Here is an 18,367-nt window from a genome sequence, read left to right on the forward strand (position 1 = left end):
AGAACACCGTGCCCGCTTTCGCGGGCGCAGTGCTGAAACCGGACCGCTCTCGCGGCCCGTTATTGCCCGGGGTTTACGCGAATACCTTGTTGGCAGTGCGATCCCAACCACCGGTGACGTTACCGCCGCCCTGGCCGTCGGCACGGCTCTGCTGGGTGTAGGTGGTCTTGATGCGCGCGAAGTTGAAGCTGATCTCTTCGATCGGCAGGTCGCCCACCGCTTTGTCTTCGCCGCCCTGGCTACCGCCAGCGACCGCCTTGACGGAAGACACCACGACTTCTTCCAGGTTGATGGTCAGGTAGGTCACCTTGTCGCCACCGGCGCGGTTTACGTTCAACTGGATCTTGGCGATGTGCGTGCCTTTGCAGCAGGCTTCGAACAGCTTGGCGGAAGCCTTGTCCACGGCTTTGCGGATGCTGAAGTCGCTCAATGCCACACGCTCCGACGAAGCACCGCCCGAAGAGCTGGCTGTCGCGGAAGTCGCCTGGGTGGCGCCATACTCGTAGCCCAGCACTTCGATCCAATCCTTGTGCTTGTCGTCCAGTACTTCGCCTGGAATGCCGTCGATCTGGATGTATGCGTCAAATGCCATTTTTACTTTCTCCTTACCTTCATTAAAAAGGATGTCACCTGCAAACAGATCACAGCCCTTCGCTTTAACCTCTTTGAATCGATCAACAGAGGCTTGTTGCGCCAACCCGGAATCGGCCCGGGCAGCGGTTTTTCTTCATAGAGCGCGGCGTGTCAGTTGAGCGCCCGCACTTCGATTTCGACCCGTCGGTTAGGCTCCAGGCACCGGATCAGCTGGGCCCTCGGCTGTTGCATGTCGCACTTGACCAGGGGCCGGGTGCTGCCTTCGCCGACGGCCTCGACCAGTTCGCCCGGTACGCCTTTGCCCACCAGGTAGGTCTTGATGGTTTGTGCCCGCTGCCGGGAAACCTGCAGGTTGCCCTGGGGATCGCCGAGTTGATCGGCGTGCCCGGCGATGATGATTTTCCCGACGTTGGGGGTGCTGAGCAGCTTGCCGGCGATCGCGCTTAGCTGGCCTTGGCCTTCATTCTTCAGGCTCTGGAAGTCGGCTCGGCCAAAGGCGAACAAGGTGTCCGACTCCAGCGTGATGGTTTCGATCGAGCGCAATGACTGCGTCAGCAGGCTGTTGATGTAGTTGCGCGAGCTGGAGACCAGGAACGCGTTGTCGAGGATTCGCGGCACGTCGGGCTCGTGAATCTGGTCGCTGTAGAAGTTGATCTGGCGGCTGGCGAACTCATAGTCCGCGGCGGCGACACCGGCGTTACCGACCTGGCGGGCAATCGCCGGGTACCAGTAATCCGGGATCTTCGCTTTCAGGAAAGCAGGGTCGGCCTTTTCACGCTGGGCACGCGAGAGCATCACGTAGGTGTCCAGCGTCGCCTTGCCAAACTGCGCAATGGATTGCGCCCGGTTGTCGTTGGGCAGCGCCTTGGGTTCGACGCTGTCCACGCCGGTTACCGGCATCAACTCCTTGGCATTGCGCTGATAGACCTTGAGGGTGGTCAGCAAGTACAACGAGCGGGTCAGGTTGTCGGCCGTGGGCTTGAGCATCACGCTTTCCAGCCGGTCGAAATAGCGGCTGCGCACCAGTGGCTCTACCTTGTGGCCTTGATAAAGCCCCAGGCGCATGCGCAGCGGCACGCCTTCGTCGTGGTGCTGCGCGTAGTAATGCGCGGTCCAGAAGCGCAGTCGATCCAGGGTTTGCCACGCGGTGTATTGCGCGGTAGCGGAACGGTCATCGGCCGCCGCCTGGGTCAGTTCCGCCGAAAGGCTGTGCAACGTGTCCCTGTTGTTAACGTACGACCAGCCCAACAGACTGCACAGCAGCACCGCGACCAGTGTGGCAGCGCCGATCCAGGTGGCTTTGCGCCGACGTTCGCGGTGGTTGGTGGTGTACAGCGCCACCAGGTGCTGGTCGGGAATGATGACTTTGCGGAACAGACTGTTGATGAACAGCGGGCGCGGTTGTGCGTTGCCGTTGGCGATCTCTCGCTCACCTTCCAGCGAGAAGCGCTCGGTCACCTGCCGTGCATGCCCACCCGATTCCGGCTGGTCGGCATCGAGCGCGCTGGTGAAATAGAAGCCGCGCAGCAGTTCCGCATGTTGATAAGGGTTGGCGCGCAGCAGGGCATCGACGAACAGTTGCAGCCGTGGTTTGAGGGCCGCCAGCTCCAGCGGGAAGCGATACACCGCCGAATCCTGCCGGGTGATCTGGATGTCCTGCGTGACCAGTTGCTGGCTTGCCACCTGTTGCCAATAGCTGACCAATTCGTCCATCGCGGCGCCGAAGCGCTGCCCCCAGTCGGCCTGCTCATAACTTTTGTGGGAGAAGGTCTTGCCCATCACTTCGCCGCGGGCGGTCTCGTCCAGTTGGCGATAGAAGGGGGTGAAACCGGGCACCAGGTCGCACTTGGTGAACACCAGGTAGACCGGCAGGCGCACTTCCAGCAGGGCATGGGTTTCCTGGATGCGTTCGCGCAGACGCTTGGCGATGCGCTCCTGATCTTCCAGCGAGGTCTGCAGGATGTCGTGGATGCTGACGGTGACGATCAGGCCGTTGAGTGGCCGGCGCTGACGGTGCTGGCGCAGCAGCTGCAGGAACGCGCGCCATTTGCCGGCCTCTTCCTGGTTGTTCATGTAGCGCCCGGCGGTGTCCAGCAGGACGGCCTCGGAGCTGAAGAACCAGTCGCAATTGCGCGTGCCACCCAGGCCTGCGACTCGCACACCTTCGCGCTCGGCGTAAGGGAAATTGAGGCCCGACTGGTAAAGCATGGTGCTCTTGCCTGCCGCCGGCTGGCCGACCACCAGGTACCAGGGCAGGGCATACAGCGCATCCTTTGGATTGCTGCCCCGTGGCTTGTTGCTGTGCAAGCGCTCGATGCTCTGCAACAACCGCTCGCGCAACAGGCTGACTTCCTCACGATCCGCCGGGCTCGCGTTCAACACGGCCTGGTCGGCATCCTCACGCAGCAGCCCTTCGAGGTTGTGATGCCGGGACACGCCCCGATAAAGCAGCAGCACATACCCGGCGGACAGCACCAGGAACACGCCGATGCCGGTCAGCAGGCTGTTGAGCGAACTGAAGCCGAACCCACGCCCGATGCCCCACACCACGAAGATCGTGAGGAAAAAGCACACCCCCAGGATGTAGGGTTGATAGCGCAAGAAGTAATACTTGATCTTGTTCATACGGGCTTCGAATCCAGGGCATCGACAAAACGGTCGATAACGTCACCCAACGGGCGGTCGATTTCGGCAAAGGCGTGATTACGGTGGTGCTCGTCAAAGGCATCGAAAGACGCCAGCACGTCATAGCTCTGCGAGCGCTCACCGATACCGGTCAACAGGCGATAGGCATCGCAGGTATTGCGTGAGGCAAAACAGATCAGTCGGGGGCGCATGAAGTCGTCCGCCAGCAGGCTGACCTGCGGCACGGCGCGCGCCGCGGTCATGTGCGTCAGCCAGGTGACCCACAGATCGGCGGTGGGGTTTTTCAAGCCTCTTTCCGCCGGCAAGGGCAGGGCGATGCCGATTGGCGTTGCCTGGTCGAGGTGCTTTTCCAGGGCCCGCAGCCGGGTCAGCACGGCGTTGGTGACGAACTCCGGGTAGGCGCCTTCGAGTGCGGTACTGATATCGCGCAGGTTGAAATTCATCAGGAACTTGTCATGCACGCGCCGGAACAATTCGAAGTCCTGGCCTTGCAACGGGCGCAGGGCCTTGATGCGCTCGAACAGCGCCGACGTGCTTTCGCCCTGGACGGCCATGTGCAGCAGCGGACGGATCTGACCGCTGAACAATTCACCCAGGGTGAACGGATTGACCAGAGGCTCGGCTTCGCTGGCCTTGAGGGACTGGAAAATGAAAAACGGATAGCGCCGCCCACTCGAATCCCTCGAGCTGATCAGCCCGCCCAGCAACCAGTTGCCGCTGCGTGCGCGGTAACTGAAAAAGCACAGCGGCAACCCGTCGAACAGCGTGCGCCAGTCGTCGCGGTGCTGCAGGGCGGCCAGTGCGCCTTGCAGCCAGCCGTCGAACTCGCAGACGTCGTCACCCGCACCTTGCAGGCTGACGAAGTCCGGGCTCGCGGGGACCTTGCCGAAGCAACCGATCATTGGCCGGTTCCCGGGTTCAAGTTCTGCTGGCTCACAGCGGGCGACCCTCTGCGCCATTGAGCGCACTCAAGGCCTTGACGTTGGCCAGGTCGGTCAGCTTGACGCCGCCATAGTTGCGCACGGCAAGACTGACCGGGCCACTGCCGGTGTTCCAGCTGAAGCGTTGCTGGATGCCGTCCAGATCACTCACCCGTGCACTGTCGTTCATGCGCAGCAGGCCCCAGCGGCCCGGGTAGTCGAACACCGTGATGCGCTCGCCGCTCAGGGTCACCACATCCAGGCGTGCGCCCGGCGTGGTGGTCGTGCCCGGCCAGGAGAAACGGCTCCAGCTGGTCCTGCCATTACGGTAGTGCTGCACCTGGCCGTCGAGGGTGAAAATGATGTCGGTGAGGTTGGCGGAGGGCTCGAGCATGATCTCGAAGCCGTTGTCGCGGTCCGACAGGCTGGCGATCACCTGGCCCAACGAACTGGCCTTGTCGATGCTGTTGACCATGTTCGGATTGACCAGCGGCGTGGCCTTGCTGTTGCTGCTCATCCCCAGGCCCTCGCCACCGGACAGGTTGCCGATTTCGTTGCGCTTGAAGTTCGGCAGCAGCCCGGATTCCGGGTCGACGAAACGCTGCAGATCCTTGACCGAGGCTTCATTGCGGCTGCCGGGCGCAATCGGGTAACGGTGCGCCATGACCTGCTCCCAGGGCTTGGCGATCTGCTGCGCCCAGGCCTTGGCAATCTGTTGGCCAGCCGGGTCGCGCAGGGTTTCCCAGGCAAACTGGATCGGCAGGCTGAACAGGCTCTGCAACGAATCGGACAGGCTGCCCTGGCTGGTGTCGACGGTGGTCTCGACATAGTTGCGCACGCTGGTCACTTCGCTTGGCAACCCTTCGAGGGTTTCACTGATCAGCAGCTTGCTGCTCTTGCCGACGTCCTGGGAGCGCTGGATGTTGTTCATCCGCACCTTGAGTTTGCGCAGGGCTGCGAGGTAGCGGTCCATGATCGTGCTGTCGGCGCCTTCGGCGTTTTGCACGGCGAACACCCGCGATACCGGTTCGAAGCGCTTCGCCAGGCTGCCATCGTCAACCGCCGGCAGCGGCGATACCAGCGCACCGGGCGCGGTGTTCTTGCCATCGAAGATCCCGCTGACGCTGCTCCAGAATCCGTCATCGGGCTTGACGCCCGCCTGCGGGGTTTCGCGCGGGGCAGGGACGTCCCACTGGGTGTTGTCGTTGACCGCCGCCAGCAGGGTTTTCACCGGCGAGTTCTGCACGTCGCTGAGCAGCGACAGTTGCTGGGTGGCATTGGCCATGTCGGTGAAATGACGAACGCCAACGCTGTCGACGAAGCTGTACCAGGCCTGGGTGTAGTCACGCTTGTAGCGCGTCATGAACTCGCGAATGAAGTTGGCTTTCTGCACGATGCTGTCGCCGCCTTCGCCATCGAGTACCCAGTCCGTTTCGTTTTGCAGGTTGCCCGACACCAGCTTGATCAGCTCAGGCTTGACGAAGTGTTCCCAGCCCTGGCGGGTGAAAATCGCCGGGACCGCTTCGGAGCCGTACAACAACTGCCGACCAGGCAGCGGCACCAGGTCGCTCAAGCCGACAGCCGGGAACTGACGGCTGGATTCCAGTTGCAGGTGCAGGTATTCACGGTCTACCAGCGAGCTGGAAATCATGAAGGACTTCAGGCTGTTGCGGGTTTCGCTGATGAGCTGCTCGTTACGCGACAAGGCGGGTGCCTGGCCATTCTTGAGCAACTGCACGTAGACCGGTGAGTTGTCCTCGATCACCGCGATGCTGACAGGGTGCTCGGCACTGGCGGTATTGGCCCAGGCCACCGGCAATGCAGCGCCGACGAATTCCGCGTCCGGGTGGGTGCCCGGTTGCGTGAGCATCAGGTAGAGCTTCAGTGCGTTATAGGACTCGATGATGGAGGCGACTTGGCGCTCATCCAGCCGGCCGAGCATTTCTTCGGACAACGACAGCCCGCCGGTGGTCGCCGACAAGTCAGCGGCATCGCTCGCCGTGGCAGGGTTGCGCAGCGCCGTCAGCGCTTCGCCCCGGGCCTTGTTCGCAGCACCCTTGGCGGCACCGGTCAGGCGATTGGCGACATCACCGCTGCTGCGCGGCAGGTTGTTCAAGCGGGTCGGCAGTTTCTGGCCCGACGCGCGGGATTTGCCTGAGTCGGCCTTGTTGGGTGCAGGCGCAAAGCTGTTCTGCGCATCCATGGTCCTGGCGAACTCATTGAAGGCGCGCATCTGCAATTGCAGTTGCAAGGTGACAGGCTCCAGCGCCTGGGTGCGCAGTTGTTGCCAGTAGGCAGTCTGCGCAACGCGGTAGATGTCGTCACCACGATAGAGACCGGCACCCAGTTGCAGCGGCACGCCGTTGGCACGGTGCTTCTCGATGACGTGGAGTTGCTCACGCAACAGCTCCAGGCCCTGGCCCGAGGCGAGTAGCCCGGCACGGTCCGAGGACTGTTGCAGCTCACTCAGTTGTTCGCGCAAGGTGGCCAGCCACTGCCGGTTGTTCTGGAACGACAGGGCTTGCCAGCCAATGAACGCAACCCCGGCCAATACTGCCAGGCCCAGCAGGGCAGGGCTGGCGGAGGTGTTCTTGCCAATGCGCGACTGATAGAGGGTCAGGTCGCGATCGGGGAAGATCACCCGACGGAACGTATCAGTGATGAAGTAGCTGCGGTCGCTGATTTTCTTGCCGCTGCCGTGCTCCGGTTGCTCGGCGGCAGTCTGCAAGGCGAACGACTCGGCCAGGTCGTCTTCATACACCTGGCTCAGCTGCTGGTCGGTCTGCAAGGCACTGGTGAAATACAGCCCGCGCAGCAACAGCGGCGCACCGCTGCGACGGGTTTCGGCGAAGTGCTGGAGAAACTGTTCCAGCACCCCGGACAGCTCGGCGAAATAGTTCGGGAAGTTCAGCAACGCGCTGTCGGCATCGGCACCCAAGGCAATCATCTGGGCGTCGACGTGGCGACGTATATGACCGTGCAGGTTTGCCAGCTTGGCATCCAGCACCGGGCGCAGGCCCTGGTTACGGATCTCGGACAAACCGAAGGTCATGCCCAGGGGTTGTTGGCGCTCGTTGAGGTCCAGGCCTTCAAACGCCTGGCTGAAGCCCGGCAGTTGATCGGTCTTGCTCAGCATCAGGTAGATCGGAGGGTTGGCGTCCAGGCAATCGTTGTATTCCTCGATGCGCGACACCAGTTGTGCGGCGAGTTCGTTGCGCTCGGTTGCGCTGCACGCCAGCAGTTCAGGCAGGCTCACCACCAGCACCAGGCCATTGACCGCGGCCTTGCTGCGTTGCTTTTTCAGCAGGCGCAGGAAGGCGGCAAATTCACTGGCCGACGGGTCGTCGCGCAGGTAACGGCCAGCCGTGTCGATCATCACGGCCTCGGGGCTGAAATACCAATCGCAATGCTGGGTACCGCTTTCGGTGTCGTTGGCGCTGCTGGCAATGCTGGCGGACAGGCCCGAGCGGGTCAGCAACGAAGTCTTGCCGGCCGCGGACATGCCGATGACCAGGTACCACGGCAGATCGTAAAGCGCCGACGAGCCGCCGCCACCGGCCGAGCGATCGGTGCGCAACATCGCGATGGCGTGCTTGAGGCGTTCGCGCAGCACGTGCTGATCGCGGAACTCACCAGAAGACTTGAGCGAACGATCGACTTCGATCTGCACCAGGTTTTCAAGGTTGTGCTCGGCGCGGATGCGCTTGTACTGACGCAGCACAATGATCAGCAGGTAGAAGGCACTGACGAGCGCCATCGCTTCCAGCGCATACCCGCGCAGCCAACCCACGCGCGGGGCCACGAACCAGCAGACCGCCAGGCTCGCCAGCCACAGGACGGGGACGAGGAACCAAAAACTTTTCAACGAACGCAATAATGTCTTCATGTCTTCCTGACTCGGTTACCTGACCTGTGCTCAGGCACTGAACAGCTGGCTGATTTGTTCGGACAACGCGGCTACGTCTTTGCCCAGCAGCCAGTCCAGCGTCAGGTAGACACCCGCGCAGACCAGCGCAATCAGCGCCAGGTAGAGCCACAGGGGCACTTCATGGCGCAGCATCTGCGAGACTTGGTCGGGCAAGGCCCAGTCAGGCGAGAGGGCCTTGGGGGTCTTGCGAAAACGCGCGATGTCTTGGCCCAGGGTATTGGCCAGGTAACGCAACTGGTCCTTTTGCCCGAGGCTGAACTTGCCTTCGAACCCCAGGGCCAGGCACAGGTGGTAGACCTCGAGCACGTCGAGGTTCTGTTTGACGTCGCCACGCAGTGCATCGATCTTTTCGAAGAAGCCTTCACCGGCCAGGTGCACGCCGAAATAGCGGAACTGCAACGGCTGCAATTCAAAGTGCCGACGCAATTCGTTGTCCCCGGAGCGCAACACGCTTTCATCGAGGAAGGCACAGAGGGCGTACTGGGTGTCCTTGACCTGTTCAACGCTGTAGTTGGCGCCACGGGCGTCGAGCTCCAGCGCCTTGAAGAAGCTGTCGACGCTGGCCTCGAAGGCGCTGACCGACGTCACCTGGCGGCCCTTGCGCACGATCAGCGCCATGCTGATGAAGTCTTGCACCAGGTCCTTGAGGGTCGGTTTTTCACGGGCGGGCGCCACGGCGCCTTGCAGTACGGCTTCGGTCATTTGAGTACCGCCATCAGTTCAAGCTTGAGGTTGGTGAACGCGCTGGGCGCATAGAAAGAGATGGCCTGGGCACTCATCATTCGCTCGTAGACCCGGCCATGGGGTTCGATGGAGAAGTAGTGATTGTCCAGTCGCACCGGAATCGCATTGGGCAGGCGGGTCGAATGATTGAGGGTGACCCCCGGCATGGCGCTGTTGACCACCACTTCGATGTCTTCCGGCGAGCCGACCTTGAACGCCCGTGGCACCAGTTCCAGCAGGCTCGCGCCCGGCATGTCGGCGTGCACGGAGATGTAGAAATCCGCCTCCGCCAGCCGTGGATCGTGCAACTGCCCTTGCCAGTACGAGGGTTTGGTCTGGGTCAGGTTGATCACCACGCACTGATTGGGCACTACGTTGTCGAGCAGCACGCGAATCATTTCGTCGAGCCTGACCAGCGAGGCCGCCGGGTCGTGGTGGTCGTACTCGGGGATGTCGTTGAGCTGGGTGTCCAGCGAGAACGTCAGCAAGCCGCCGGCCAGTTCGGCCAGGAACAGATACAGGCGCTCGGGGTGCAGGCGTGGATGCGCGAGCAGGTGCGCCAGGGCCGGGTGCGCACGGTTCACCGTGTTCAACAGCCAGAACAGGGTGACGTCGCTTGAGCCGAACTCGGCAATCTGGTCCGCGCGCTCGCGACGCCGCCCCGACAGCGCCTTGCTCTTCGATTGCAGGGCACCGAGCAAACGCTTGCCCAGCCCGATCAGGGTGTCATGGGTGCCCAGGTGCAGCGTCGGGTGCACGAAATGCCCGTCGAGGTTGAAGCCGCCGATGTTGTTGCGTGACAACCGGGCGATCGGGCACCAGGTGTAGCCATCGAGGTTGTCGCCGTCGATGAGCATCACCACGTTCAGGCGCAGGCTGGTGATTTCGTTTTCCAGGTCGCCTTCGTTGAGGTCTGGCAAGGTGTCGAACTGCTTGCGATAGCGCCGCCCGGTCTTCTGTTCCTGGCCGTCTTCGACGTAGTTCAGGCCGAAGGGCTCCGGCAGTTTCAGCGCGGCGTAGACCTTCAGGTCGTTGCCCTTGAGCAGGTCCTTCAAGTCGCGGGCGGCCGGCAGCGGGTCGTGCTGCGGCGCGTCGTACAGGCTGCCGTCGGGAAACACCAGCTTCAGCCGCTTGAGCTGCAGGGAGCCGGTGGCGAGGGCTTCCTCGTCCACTTCGAGCAACTGCACGCCCCAGTGAAAAGGCGTGTTGCGCAGGGTCGCCTGCGCCAGCTGATGCTGGTGGAACTCATCCTGATACTGGAAATGCTGGGGCAAAAGGAACATGCCTTCGGACCACATCACCCGGCTTTGCTTACTCATTGAGCGCCTTCCAAAAATGAATTCAATTTCGAGTCCACGGCTTTTTGCGCGGAGGCACTCGTCTGGTCCTGGGCCTTCTGCACCACGGCGTCCTGCACGCGCTCGGTCAGCGAGGGTTTGGCCGGCTGCTCGGGCAGGGTGGCGGCTTTGGCCAGCTGCTCCTGGGTCTTGGGTTTGTCCAGGACATCGACGCCACTGACGGCGGACACCCTGTTGTTGTCCACCAGTACCCGCAGGCCGTCGGAGGAGAACCAGATGCCGTCCTTGCGCAGGGAGTTGGCGTCAAACGCAACCTTCCAGCGGCTGTTCTCGTCGGTGCGGAAAAACGCGGCGACGCCGACATAGCCGGTGGCCTTGTTCAGCGGCCATTTGTCGACCTGGCCCATGCCCGGCAGCAAGGTGATTTCGCGGTTCTCGATCAGGGTATTGCCGAGGGCCTTTTGCGGGTCGTCCCACAGTGTGTCGGCGTCGACCGAGGCAAAGCGCTCCAGCGAGGTCAGCTGGTACACGCGCAGCACCACCGACAGCGGTTGGCCGGACGCATCGGGGTTGAGCTGGTTGCCGCCGTCGGAGGTGAGGATGACCTTCTCCTGATCGTCGAACAGCATGTCGCCCGCCCAGGTGTCGTCGACCCGCTTGCCGACCCGGTCGGTGACGCCACAGGCCGTCAGCGCCATCATCATTGCCGCCGCGACCAGGCATTTTGCCAATGCCGGTCTTGCTCCACGCGTCCCTGAATTTCTCTTGTCCATGACCACTACCTGTAAATGCCCGATCAGCACAGGCGATAGGCGAAATCGCCATCGCTGCCCAACTCGATGTTCAAACTCTGGATCGGTTTGTCCTGCGCCATGCGCTCAAGGACCCGCTGCGCCAGTTCCGGCATCAGGGTCTTGGACAAAATGTTGTCGATGTTGCGGGCGCCGCTGTCGACCTCGGTGCAGCGCGAGGCAATGGCTTTGACCAGCGCCTCGTCATAACCGAGGACGGCCTGATGATTGCGCTCGAAGCGCTGGCGAATGCGCGCGAGCTTGAGCGCGACAATGCGCTCAAGAATCGCGTCCTGGACCGGGTAATAGGGGATGATGGTCAGGCGACCGAGGAAGGCCGGCTTGAACACCTGGTTCAACTCCTCACGCAGCCCTTCGACGATGGCTTCCGGTGTAGGTTGCGGCTGTGCATTGAGGCACCACTGCATGATGCGCTCGGTCCCGGTGTTGGACGTGAGGATGATCACGGTGTTGCGGAAGTTGATCTCGCGACCTTCGCCGTCGTCCAGCACGCCTTTGTCGAACACCTGGAAAAACAGTTCGAGCACGTCCGGGTGGGCCTTTTCCACCTCATCGAGCAGCACCACGCTGTACGGCTTGCGTCGCACCGCTTCGGTCAGCACGCCGCCCTCGCCATAGCCGACGTAACCCGGCGGCGAGCCCTTGAGGCTGGAGACCGTGTGGGCTTCCTGGTACTCGGACATGTTGATGGTGATCAGGTTGCGCTCGCCGCCATACAGGGTGTCGGCCAGGGCCAGTGCGGTTTCGGTCTTGCCCACGCCGCTCGGGCCGAGCAACAGGAACACGCCGATCGGTTTGTTCGGATCTTCCATGCGGGCGCGGGAAATCTTGATGCGCTTGCCGATTTCCTGCAGGGCGTGGTCCTGGCCGAGCACCCGCTCACCCAGCAGCGCCGGCAGGCGCTGCACAGTGTCGATTTCGTCGCGCAGCATCTTGCCCAGCGGGATGCCGGTCCAGCCGGAAATCACTTCGCCGATGGTGCCGCCATCCACCAGGGCATGCACCAGCGGTTGCTCACCCTGGACGCTGGCCAGTTCGGCGCGCACCGCGGCAATCTCCTGGGTATCCGGTGCCTGATTCTCGGGGTGGCTGAGGGCGCCAAGTTTTTTCACCAGTTGCAGCTCGCGTTGCCACTGCTGTTCGAGGGCATCACGGGTCTGCTGCTCGCTCAGCAGCTCGGCGTTCAGGGTGGTCAGGCGTCGGGCATGGTCGCTGCCTTTGGCGGCCTCCTGCTGCAGTACCGAGATTTCCGCCTGCAGGTTGTCGATCTGGCGCTTGCAGTCTTCCAGCGGCCCCGGTTGCGCCGATTGCCCGAGGGCGACCCGGGCGCAGGCGGTGTCCAGCACGCTGACGGCCTTGTCCGGCAGTTGGCGCCCGGTGATGTAGCGATTGGACAGGCGCACGGCCTGCACCAGCGCTTCGTCCATCACCGTGACCTTGTGGTGTTCCTGCATCTTGGCCAGCAGGCCGCGCAGCATGTGGATCGCCTTGTCTTCGTCCGGCTCTTCGACCTTCACCACCTGGAAGCGGCGGGCCAGGGCGGCGTCCTTCTCGAAGTACTTCTTGTACTCGGCCCAGGTGGTCGCTGCGATGGTGCGCAGCTCGCCCCGGGCCAGGGCTGGCTTGAGCAGGTTGGCGGCATCGTTCTGCCCGGCCTGGCCGCCCGAACCGATCAGGGTGTGCGCTTCGTCGATGAACAGGATGATCGGGTGCAGGCTGCGCTTGGTTTCTTCGATCACCGACTTGAGGCGGTTTTCGAACTCGCCTTTCACACCGGCACCGGCCTGCAACAAACCCAGGTCGAGGGTGTGGATGGCCACGCCCTTGAGTACCGACGGCACGTCACCCTGGATGATGCGCAGGGCCAGGCCTTCGACCACGGCGGTTTTGCCGACGCCGGCTTCACCGGTGAGGATCGGGTTGTTCTGGCGGCGGCGGGTCAAGATGTCGACCATCTGCCGCACCTCGAACTCGCGACCGAGCACCGGATCGATCCGGCCTTCGCGAGCGCTGTGCGTGAGGTTGATGGTGTATTGATCGAGGGCCGGAGTCTTGCCATTGCCCTTGACCGTGCTGGCGACGTCGGCAGCGCCCAGCGGTTTGCCCAGCGCTGACTCGGCGCTGCCTTCCACCAGCGCGTTGAGGTTCACGCGCAAATCGTCGGCGTTGATTTTCTCAAGCTCGGCCGCCCCCGCGATCACCACCCGGCGCAGCTCATCGTCATCGAGCAAGGCCTGTAATAGATGACCGGTGCGGATCTGGGCCTGGCCGAACTCGATGGAGGCCAGCACCCACGCCTGTTCGATCAGGCGGGTCAGGTGCGGCGACAGCGCCGGGGTGCGCGTATTGCCTTTCTTGAACGTCCCCAGTGCCGTGACCAATTGCGCCTGCAAGCGCTCAGGCACCACGTCGTAATGACGCAGGATGGCTGGCAGGTCGTTGTCGTGGCCGTCGAGCAACTGCAACAACAGGTGCTCGATCTCGACATCGTAGTGGTGTTCCGACAGGCACAGGGCTGCGGCGCTTTCGGTGGCGGCGCGGCTGGTGTCGTTGAGCTTGGCAAACAGGGACTTCAGGTTCACAGGGAGACCCCATCAAAAGGAATGTGGAAGAGGGCGCAGCGGGAGGGCTCCACGTCGACGCCTGGTCGCTTGAGCCAGCCGAGCCGGCCCAGGGACACGTTGCCCAGGCGGGCGACCGGTACGGCCTTGGGTTTGAGCTTGGGTGCCAACTGAAAGTCGAGTTCCGCACCGACATAGAAACGCACCAGTTCCAGCAGTTTCTGGTAGTCCTCGGTGCCGGGCTGGAAGCGTTGATAGTCGGCCAGTTCCAGTGGACCGATCTCGATGCGCACGCACGACTGGTAGTCCCAGACCCGGTTGCCGGCGACGGCGCTTTGCCCGAGCACGGCGTTCTTGCGCCCCAGCTGCGTGCACTGGCTGGCGTCGAGTTTCAGCCAGCGACCGGCAAACGGCTTGACCTTGAACGGCAGCGAAAAATAGAAAGACAGCATCGCTTCCAGGTTCAGCGCGTTGCGCGGTTTCTGCGCGAACAGTCCGGAGAAATAGCTGAACAATTCCCGGCGCAGGGGCGAGCCTTGTCTGTCGAATTTCTGCTTCTGCGCCTCGGGGCCGAAACCCACCAGGTTGAGCAGGTAGCGATCGAAATCCGAGGTGCCGTTGCGTTCGTACTCGATGTAGAACTTGTACTTTTGCCAGGCCTCGTAGAACAGCGTGGTCATGCGGTGCGAAAAGATGTCGAGGAACGCGTGGGCCGCGTCATCCCGGTACTGGATGTGCCGCTCGATCAACAGCTCGGTGTACGGGCGCGGCAATACGCCCGACGGCCCGACCAGCCCCATGAAGGTCACTTGCATCTCGGACAGCGGCAGGCCGGCCACGGACACCTTGCCTTCACGCTCGAACTGCAGATCGCTGACTTCACTGGCCGGGAAGTTGAGCGACAGCTGCGAGCGAAAACGCAAAGGGTCTTCGTGCGGTCGGGTCTGCAGGTCCATGCGCCCGGTCCTGCTGTAATGCAGGCGAAGCAAGCGCACCAACTGGAAAAACTCGAATCGGTGCGGCTCAGCCCGTGCCTGGTCGATCAGACCAGGGGTTGATCGCCGGTTCGCGGTGGCCATTGGACGACTCTCTTTTCGCGCTGCAAGGTGCGAAGGGTTAATTGGGTAAAGCTGTTCATGGAGCAGTACTGACCAAAGAAGTGATCGAGCACCATGCCGAACAGAAACACACCGCTGCCGGTGTATTGGCTTTCATCGAAGTTGAGGGTGATGCCAACACCACGGACGAAGTTCGGGCGCGGGTGGCCAATGCGCGCGACCACAGGCTCGCTGCTCACCGAGACGATGCCGTTGATCTGTTTGCGGATCGCCGACACGTTGCGGTAGTTGTAGAGCGACAACAGCTCCAGCAGCACCTCGCGACCACGGGACACCAACGACATGTGGTTGAGCGACAGGTGCGAAATCAGCCGCCAGATCACGCCGTTGCCCAGGGGCACGCGCGCGGTGGCGGTGGGCTTGCGCAGGCAGCGGATGTCCTTGATCACCGAGTTGCCCGGGATATTGAAATCGCCGCGCTCACCCCCGAACGGCAACAGCAGGGGCAGGTCACGGTTGCTGCAGGTCAGGCGGATGCTCAACGCATCGTTGTTGGCCTCCATCAGGCCCAGCTCGCGATCCACGATTCGGATAAACACGTTCGAGCCATCGCGCTGGCCGCCCTGTGCCGCACGGCGCCGGGCCATCCAGAAACTTTGCCCCGGGCCCTGATCGCCGCGGGGTTCGAAAAACGGATGACAGGTGCCGACCTGATCGATACCGCCGACCTTGCGAACCCGTCGTACGCGGTCGATGGACACCACCTCGGCCGAGCCTTGCAGGCGCACATCCGGCGTCACCGCGTACTCGTGCTGGGCGTGGGTCAACTTGATCGGCTCGGCCTGCTGGCGGAACAGGTTGATGATCGGCGTGCAGTTGAGCTTGAAGTTATTGCGCCCGATGTTCTGCGTCAGGCGCGCGAGGCGGTCGCTCAGGTCGTAGTCGGAAAAGTAGAAGTTGACCTCGACTTTCTCGATCTCCTTGCCCGCCAGAATCCGTGCAAAGCCCGACAGGTCGAAGAACATGAACTTGTCGGGGAAGGTGAAGTATTCGTGCAGCAGGCGATAGCCGAGGAACGAGCGCTCGGAGTAGTCCACCAGGCCTTCGTCCAGGCTGTAGCCGACGGCTTTCAACGCGTTGGCCGGTAACACGACCTCTCGGCTGCGGCCCTGATCGTCGAAGGTCAGCGTGGCCTTGGCCAGGTTGTTGAACAGCAGCTCGTACAGTTGCAGCATCAGCGTGCTTTCGCCGTCGAGGAAGAACCGCAGGCTGTCCAGTTCCAGCTTGCCGAACATCACGTCGGAGTTCGCCACCAGGCCGATGCGCAAGCGCGCGACCAGGTCAGCGCTGTGGCCGTTGAACGCCGAGCGCTCCATCTCGATGAATGAGGCCTGTTGCACCGCCACCGGCCACAGCTCGACCGGGTAGCAGGTGCGGAATTTACACACCACGCCATCGATCGGATTGGCACTGAGTTCGGTATGCCGGGGCACACGGAAAGCCTCGGTGACTTTCTCCTGCTTGCCCAGGTTGAACTCGACGATCGACATCGACGGGGTAGGGCGCAGGTAATGCGGGTACAGCACCTCGAGAAACGACTCGACGATTTCCGGCAGCTCGTCGTCGAGTTTTTTATGCACCCGCGCCGACAGGAACGAGAACGCTTCGATCAGGCGCTCGGTGTGCGGGTCTTCACAGTTATCGCCCTCGATGAGCAACCGCGACGCGATTTTCGGATACTGGCTGGCGAACTCCTGGCCCAAAAAGCGCAGGTGCGACAGTTCCTTTTCGTAATAGGGCAGCAGATCGTCGAGCATCAGTTGAGGTTCTGCACTTTGTATTCCTGGGTATTGACCTGCAGCACCGCGTCGAAGGACACCTGGCGGGTGACGTCTTGCAGGCGCAGGACCGCGTCCACGCGAAAGGTCAGCATGCGTTGGCCGGTCTGTTGGGCGAGCAGTTGCACCTTGACGCTGCGAAAGCGCCGGTCGCCGACCGTGATGGCCTTCTCCAGTTGCCGCTGGATCAGCAGGCGATCCTTCGGATCAAGCACGCTGCGACTGGTGAAGTCCGGCATGCCATAGTCGAGGATGCTGCCGTTCAGGTTGGCGAAACCGTCCAGCTCGTTGGCGATCAGGGACTGGCGGGTGTTTACCAGCACTTCCAGGTCGCGAACGATGCTGGCCTTGTAATCGGCCAGCGAACACAAGCGTTGCGATGACGCTTCGATGGACTGATGCGGACGATCGTCCAGCAATCGGTCCAGCAGCGATGGCAACAGCTTGTGTTGACGGGTCATCTTGCCTCCCTGGCAATGTTGGCGATCAGGCGCGGGTCGATTGCGGCAGTTCGGCGACCAGGCGCAACGAAGCGGTCAGTTCGTCCAGTTGGTAGTGCGGGCGCAGGTAGGTCACGGCCTTGTACACCCCTGGCTTGCCTGGCACCTCGAACACCTCGGCGCGCGCTTCGCGCAGCGGGAACTTGGCCTTGGCTTCCTGGCTGGCGGTGTCGTCCAGCAACACGTAGCTCGACAGCCACTTGTTGAGGAACAGCTCGACGTCCTTGCGCGAGGCGAAGCTGCCGATCTTGTCGCGCATGATCGCCTTCATGTAGTGGGCGATGCGCGAGGTGGCGAAGATGTACTGCAACTGCGCGGAAAGCCGGGCGTTGGCGTTGGCGATGTCGGTGTTGTACTGCTTCTGCTTCTGCGTCGACTGGGTGCCGAAGAACGCCGCGTAGTCGGTGCCTTTGCAATGCACCAGCGGAATGAAGCCCAGGTCCGACAGCTCTTTCTCGCGGCGATCGGTGATGGCGATTTCGGTCGGACACTTGAGGGCGATTTCACCGTCATCGGTCTTGAACGTGTGGGTTGGAAGGCCTTCCACCAGACCGCCACCCTCGACGCCACGGATCGCCACGCACCAGCCGTAGCGGGAAAACGCATCGGTGACCCGGGTGCCCAGTGCGTAGGCGGCGTTCATCCACAGGTACTTGTTGTGGTCGCGGCCATCGACGCTTTCGACGAAGTTGAATTCCTCGACCGGCGTGGTATCCGGGCCGTAAGGTAGGCGACCGAGCACGTGGGGCAGGGTCAGGCCGACGTAACGCGAGTCTTCGCTGGCGCGGAACGACTTCCACTTGGCGTATTCGACGGTGTCGAAAATCTTCGCCAGGTCCCGTGGGCCGGACATGTCGGTAAACGAATCCCAGCCGAACAGCTCAGGCGAGGCCGCCGAAATGAACGGAGCGTGGGCAGCCGCTGCAACGTGGGAAATCTCTTCGAGCAGGTACATGTCTTCCGGGCTGCGGTTGAACTCGTAGTCACCCAGCAGCATGCCGAACGGTGCACCACCGAAGGTGCCGTACTCTTCTTCGTAGATCTTCTTGAACAGCGCGCTCTGGTCGAATTCGGAAGCGGACTTGAGATCGCGCACCAGGTCCTTCTTCGACGCATTGAGCAGGTGGATCTTCAGCGTGGTGCTGGTCTCGGTCTGGTCGACCTGATACTTAAGGCCGCGCCAGGACGCTTCCAGCTGCTGGAACTCGCTGGCGTGCATGATCTCGTTCATTTGCTCGGAGAGCATCGCGTCGATCTCGGCGATGCGCGCATCGAGCACGGCGATCAGGTCCTTGCTTGGCGTCATTTCGCCTTCCAGGATCTGGTTGACCAATTCACCGATCAGGTCGCGGGTGCGGGTGCGCTCGGTCTCGGAACGGGCCACGCGGCTTTGCGAAATGATGCTGTCGAGCAACGAGGATTGCGCGGTGAAGCTGTCCACTTCAACCAGCGTGCTGTCCTGTTGAGTCACGGTTTGCTTGTCGTTCAT

12 protein-coding genes are annotated in these 18,367 nt (G+C 62.3%); all 12 read right to left on the minus strand.

Annotation, left to right across the window (positions count from 1 at the left end; all coding sequences use genetic code 11):
• Window positions 1–73 precede the first annotated feature (73 nt).
• Entirely contained in the window at window positions 74–592 is a 519-nt protein-coding gene (locus BKX96_RS06470; RefSeq protein ID WP_077183092.1) for an Hcp family type VI secretion system effector, read from the minus strand.
• A 152-nt stretch (window positions 593–744) separates the two neighbouring features.
• The gene (tssM, locus tag BKX96_RS06475) at window positions 745–3,219 is read right to left on the minus strand and encodes a type VI secretion system membrane subunit TssM (RefSeq protein WP_077183093.1); all 2,475 of its coding nucleotides are present in this window, start codon (window positions 3,217–3,219) and stop codon (window positions 745–747) included.
• Window positions 3,216–4,142, minus strand: coding sequence for a type VI secretion system-associated protein TagF (tagF, locus tag BKX96_RS06480; protein ID WP_077183094.1), 927 nt, complete (start codon window positions 4,140–4,142; stop codon window positions 3,216–3,218). Before tagF ends, tssM begins: the two co-directional genes overlap by 4 nt.
• Before the next feature lie 31 nt (window positions 4,143–4,173).
• Window positions 4,174–8,046 (minus strand): type VI secretion protein IcmF/TssM N-terminal domain-containing protein, encoded by a 3,873-nt coding sequence (locus BKX96_RS06485; protein WP_077183095.1) that lies wholly within the window; start codon window positions 8,044–8,046, stop codon window positions 4,174–4,176.
• Window positions 8,047–8,076: 30 nt separating this feature from the next.
• On the minus strand, window positions 8,077–8,790 hold the full coding sequence (gene icmH / locus BKX96_RS06490; RefSeq protein ID WP_046820310.1) for a type IVB secretion system protein IcmH/DotU: 714 nt from the start codon (window positions 8,788–8,790) through the stop codon (window positions 8,077–8,079).
• A complete protein-coding gene (tssK, locus tag BKX96_RS06495) occupies window positions 8,787–10,130 on the minus strand; it encodes a type VI secretion system baseplate subunit TssK (RefSeq protein ID WP_046820309.1) in 1,344 nt (447 codons plus the stop codon). The genes icmH and tssK overlap by 4 nt, the downstream gene beginning before the upstream one ends.
• The gene (gene tssJ, locus BKX96_RS06500; protein ID WP_077183096.1) at window positions 10,127–10,882 is read right to left on the minus strand and encodes a type VI secretion system lipoprotein TssJ; all 756 of its coding nucleotides are present in this window, start codon (window positions 10,880–10,882) and stop codon (window positions 10,127–10,129) included. Before tssJ ends, tssK begins: the two co-directional genes overlap by 4 nt.
• A 23-nt stretch (window positions 10,883–10,905) precedes the next feature.
• Complete coding sequence (gene tssH, locus BKX96_RS06505) at window positions 10,906–13,503, minus strand: type VI secretion system ATPase TssH (RefSeq protein ID WP_077183097.1); 2,598 nt, start codon at window positions 13,501–13,503, stop codon at window positions 10,906–10,908.
• Window positions 13,500–14,561 carry a type VI secretion system baseplate subunit TssG gene (tssG, locus tag BKX96_RS06510; protein WP_046820307.1) on the minus strand — a complete coding sequence of 354 codons (1,062 nt, stop codon included), beginning with the start codon at window positions 14,559–14,561 and terminating at the stop codon, window positions 13,500–13,502. The genes tssH and tssG overlap by 4 nt, the downstream gene beginning before the upstream one ends.
• Window positions 14,525–16,357: a type VI secretion system baseplate subunit TssF gene (gene tssF / locus BKX96_RS06515; protein ID WP_077183098.1), complete on the minus strand. Its 1,833-nt coding sequence runs from the start codon at window positions 16,355–16,357 to the stop codon at window positions 14,525–14,527. Before tssF ends, tssG begins: the two co-directional genes overlap by 37 nt.
• Window positions 16,357–16,839, minus strand: coding sequence for a type VI secretion system baseplate subunit TssE (gene tssE / locus BKX96_RS06520; RefSeq protein WP_077183099.1), 483 nt, complete (start codon window positions 16,837–16,839; stop codon window positions 16,357–16,359). Before tssE ends, tssF begins: the two co-directional genes overlap by 1 nt.
• 25 nt (window positions 16,840–16,864) lie before the next feature.
• Entirely contained in the window at window positions 16,865–18,367 is a 1,503-nt protein-coding gene (gene tssC / locus BKX96_RS06525; RefSeq protein ID WP_046820304.1) for a type VI secretion system contractile sheath large subunit, read from the minus strand.

The sequence above is a fragment of the Pseudomonas putida genome, assembly GCF_001976065.1.
GTDB lineage: Bacteria > Pseudomonadota > Gammaproteobacteria > Pseudomonadales > Pseudomonadaceae > Aquipseudomonas > Aquipseudomonas serbica.

Bases quoted from the DNA above. Each gene is read 5' to 3' on its own strand.
- BKX96_RS06470 (WP_077183092.1), bottom strand. From the start codon at position 592: ATGGCATTTGACGCATACATCCAGATCGACGGCATTCCAGGCGAAGTA.
- tssM (WP_077183093.1), bottom strand. From the start codon at position 3,219: ATGAACAAGATCAAGTATTACTTCTTGCGCTATCAACCCTACATCCTG.
- tagF (WP_077183094.1), bottom strand. From the start codon at position 4,142: ATGATCGGTTGCTTCGGCAAGGTCCCCGCGAGCCCGGACTTCGTCAGC.
- BKX96_RS06485 (WP_077183095.1), bottom strand. From the start codon at position 8,046: ATGAAGACATTATTGCGTTCGTTGAAAAGTTTTTGGTTCCTCGTCCCC.
- icmH (WP_046820310.1), bottom strand. From the start codon at position 8,790: ATGACCGAAGCCGTACTGCAAGGCGCCGTGGCGCCCGCCCGTGAAAAA.
- tssK (WP_046820309.1), bottom strand. From the start codon at position 10,130: ATGAGTAAGCAAAGCCGGGTGATGTGGTCCGAAGGCATGTTCCTTTTG.
- tssJ (WP_077183096.1), bottom strand. From the start codon at position 10,882: ATGGACAAGAGAAATTCAGGGACGCGTGGAGCAAGACCGGCATTGGCA.
- tssG (WP_046820307.1), bottom strand. From the start codon at position 14,561: ATGGCCACCGCGAACCGGCGATCAACCCCTGGTCTGATCGACCAGGCA.
- tssF (WP_077183098.1), bottom strand. From the start codon at position 16,357: ATGCTCGACGATCTGCTGCCCTATTACGAAAAGGAACTGTCGCACCTG.
- tssE (WP_077183099.1), bottom strand. From the start codon at position 16,839: ATGACCCGTCAACACAAGCTGTTGCCATCGCTGCTGGACCGATTGCTG.
- tssC (WP_046820304.1), bottom strand. From the start codon at position 18,367: ATGAACGACAAGCAAACCGTGACTCAACAGGACAGCACGCTGGTTGAA.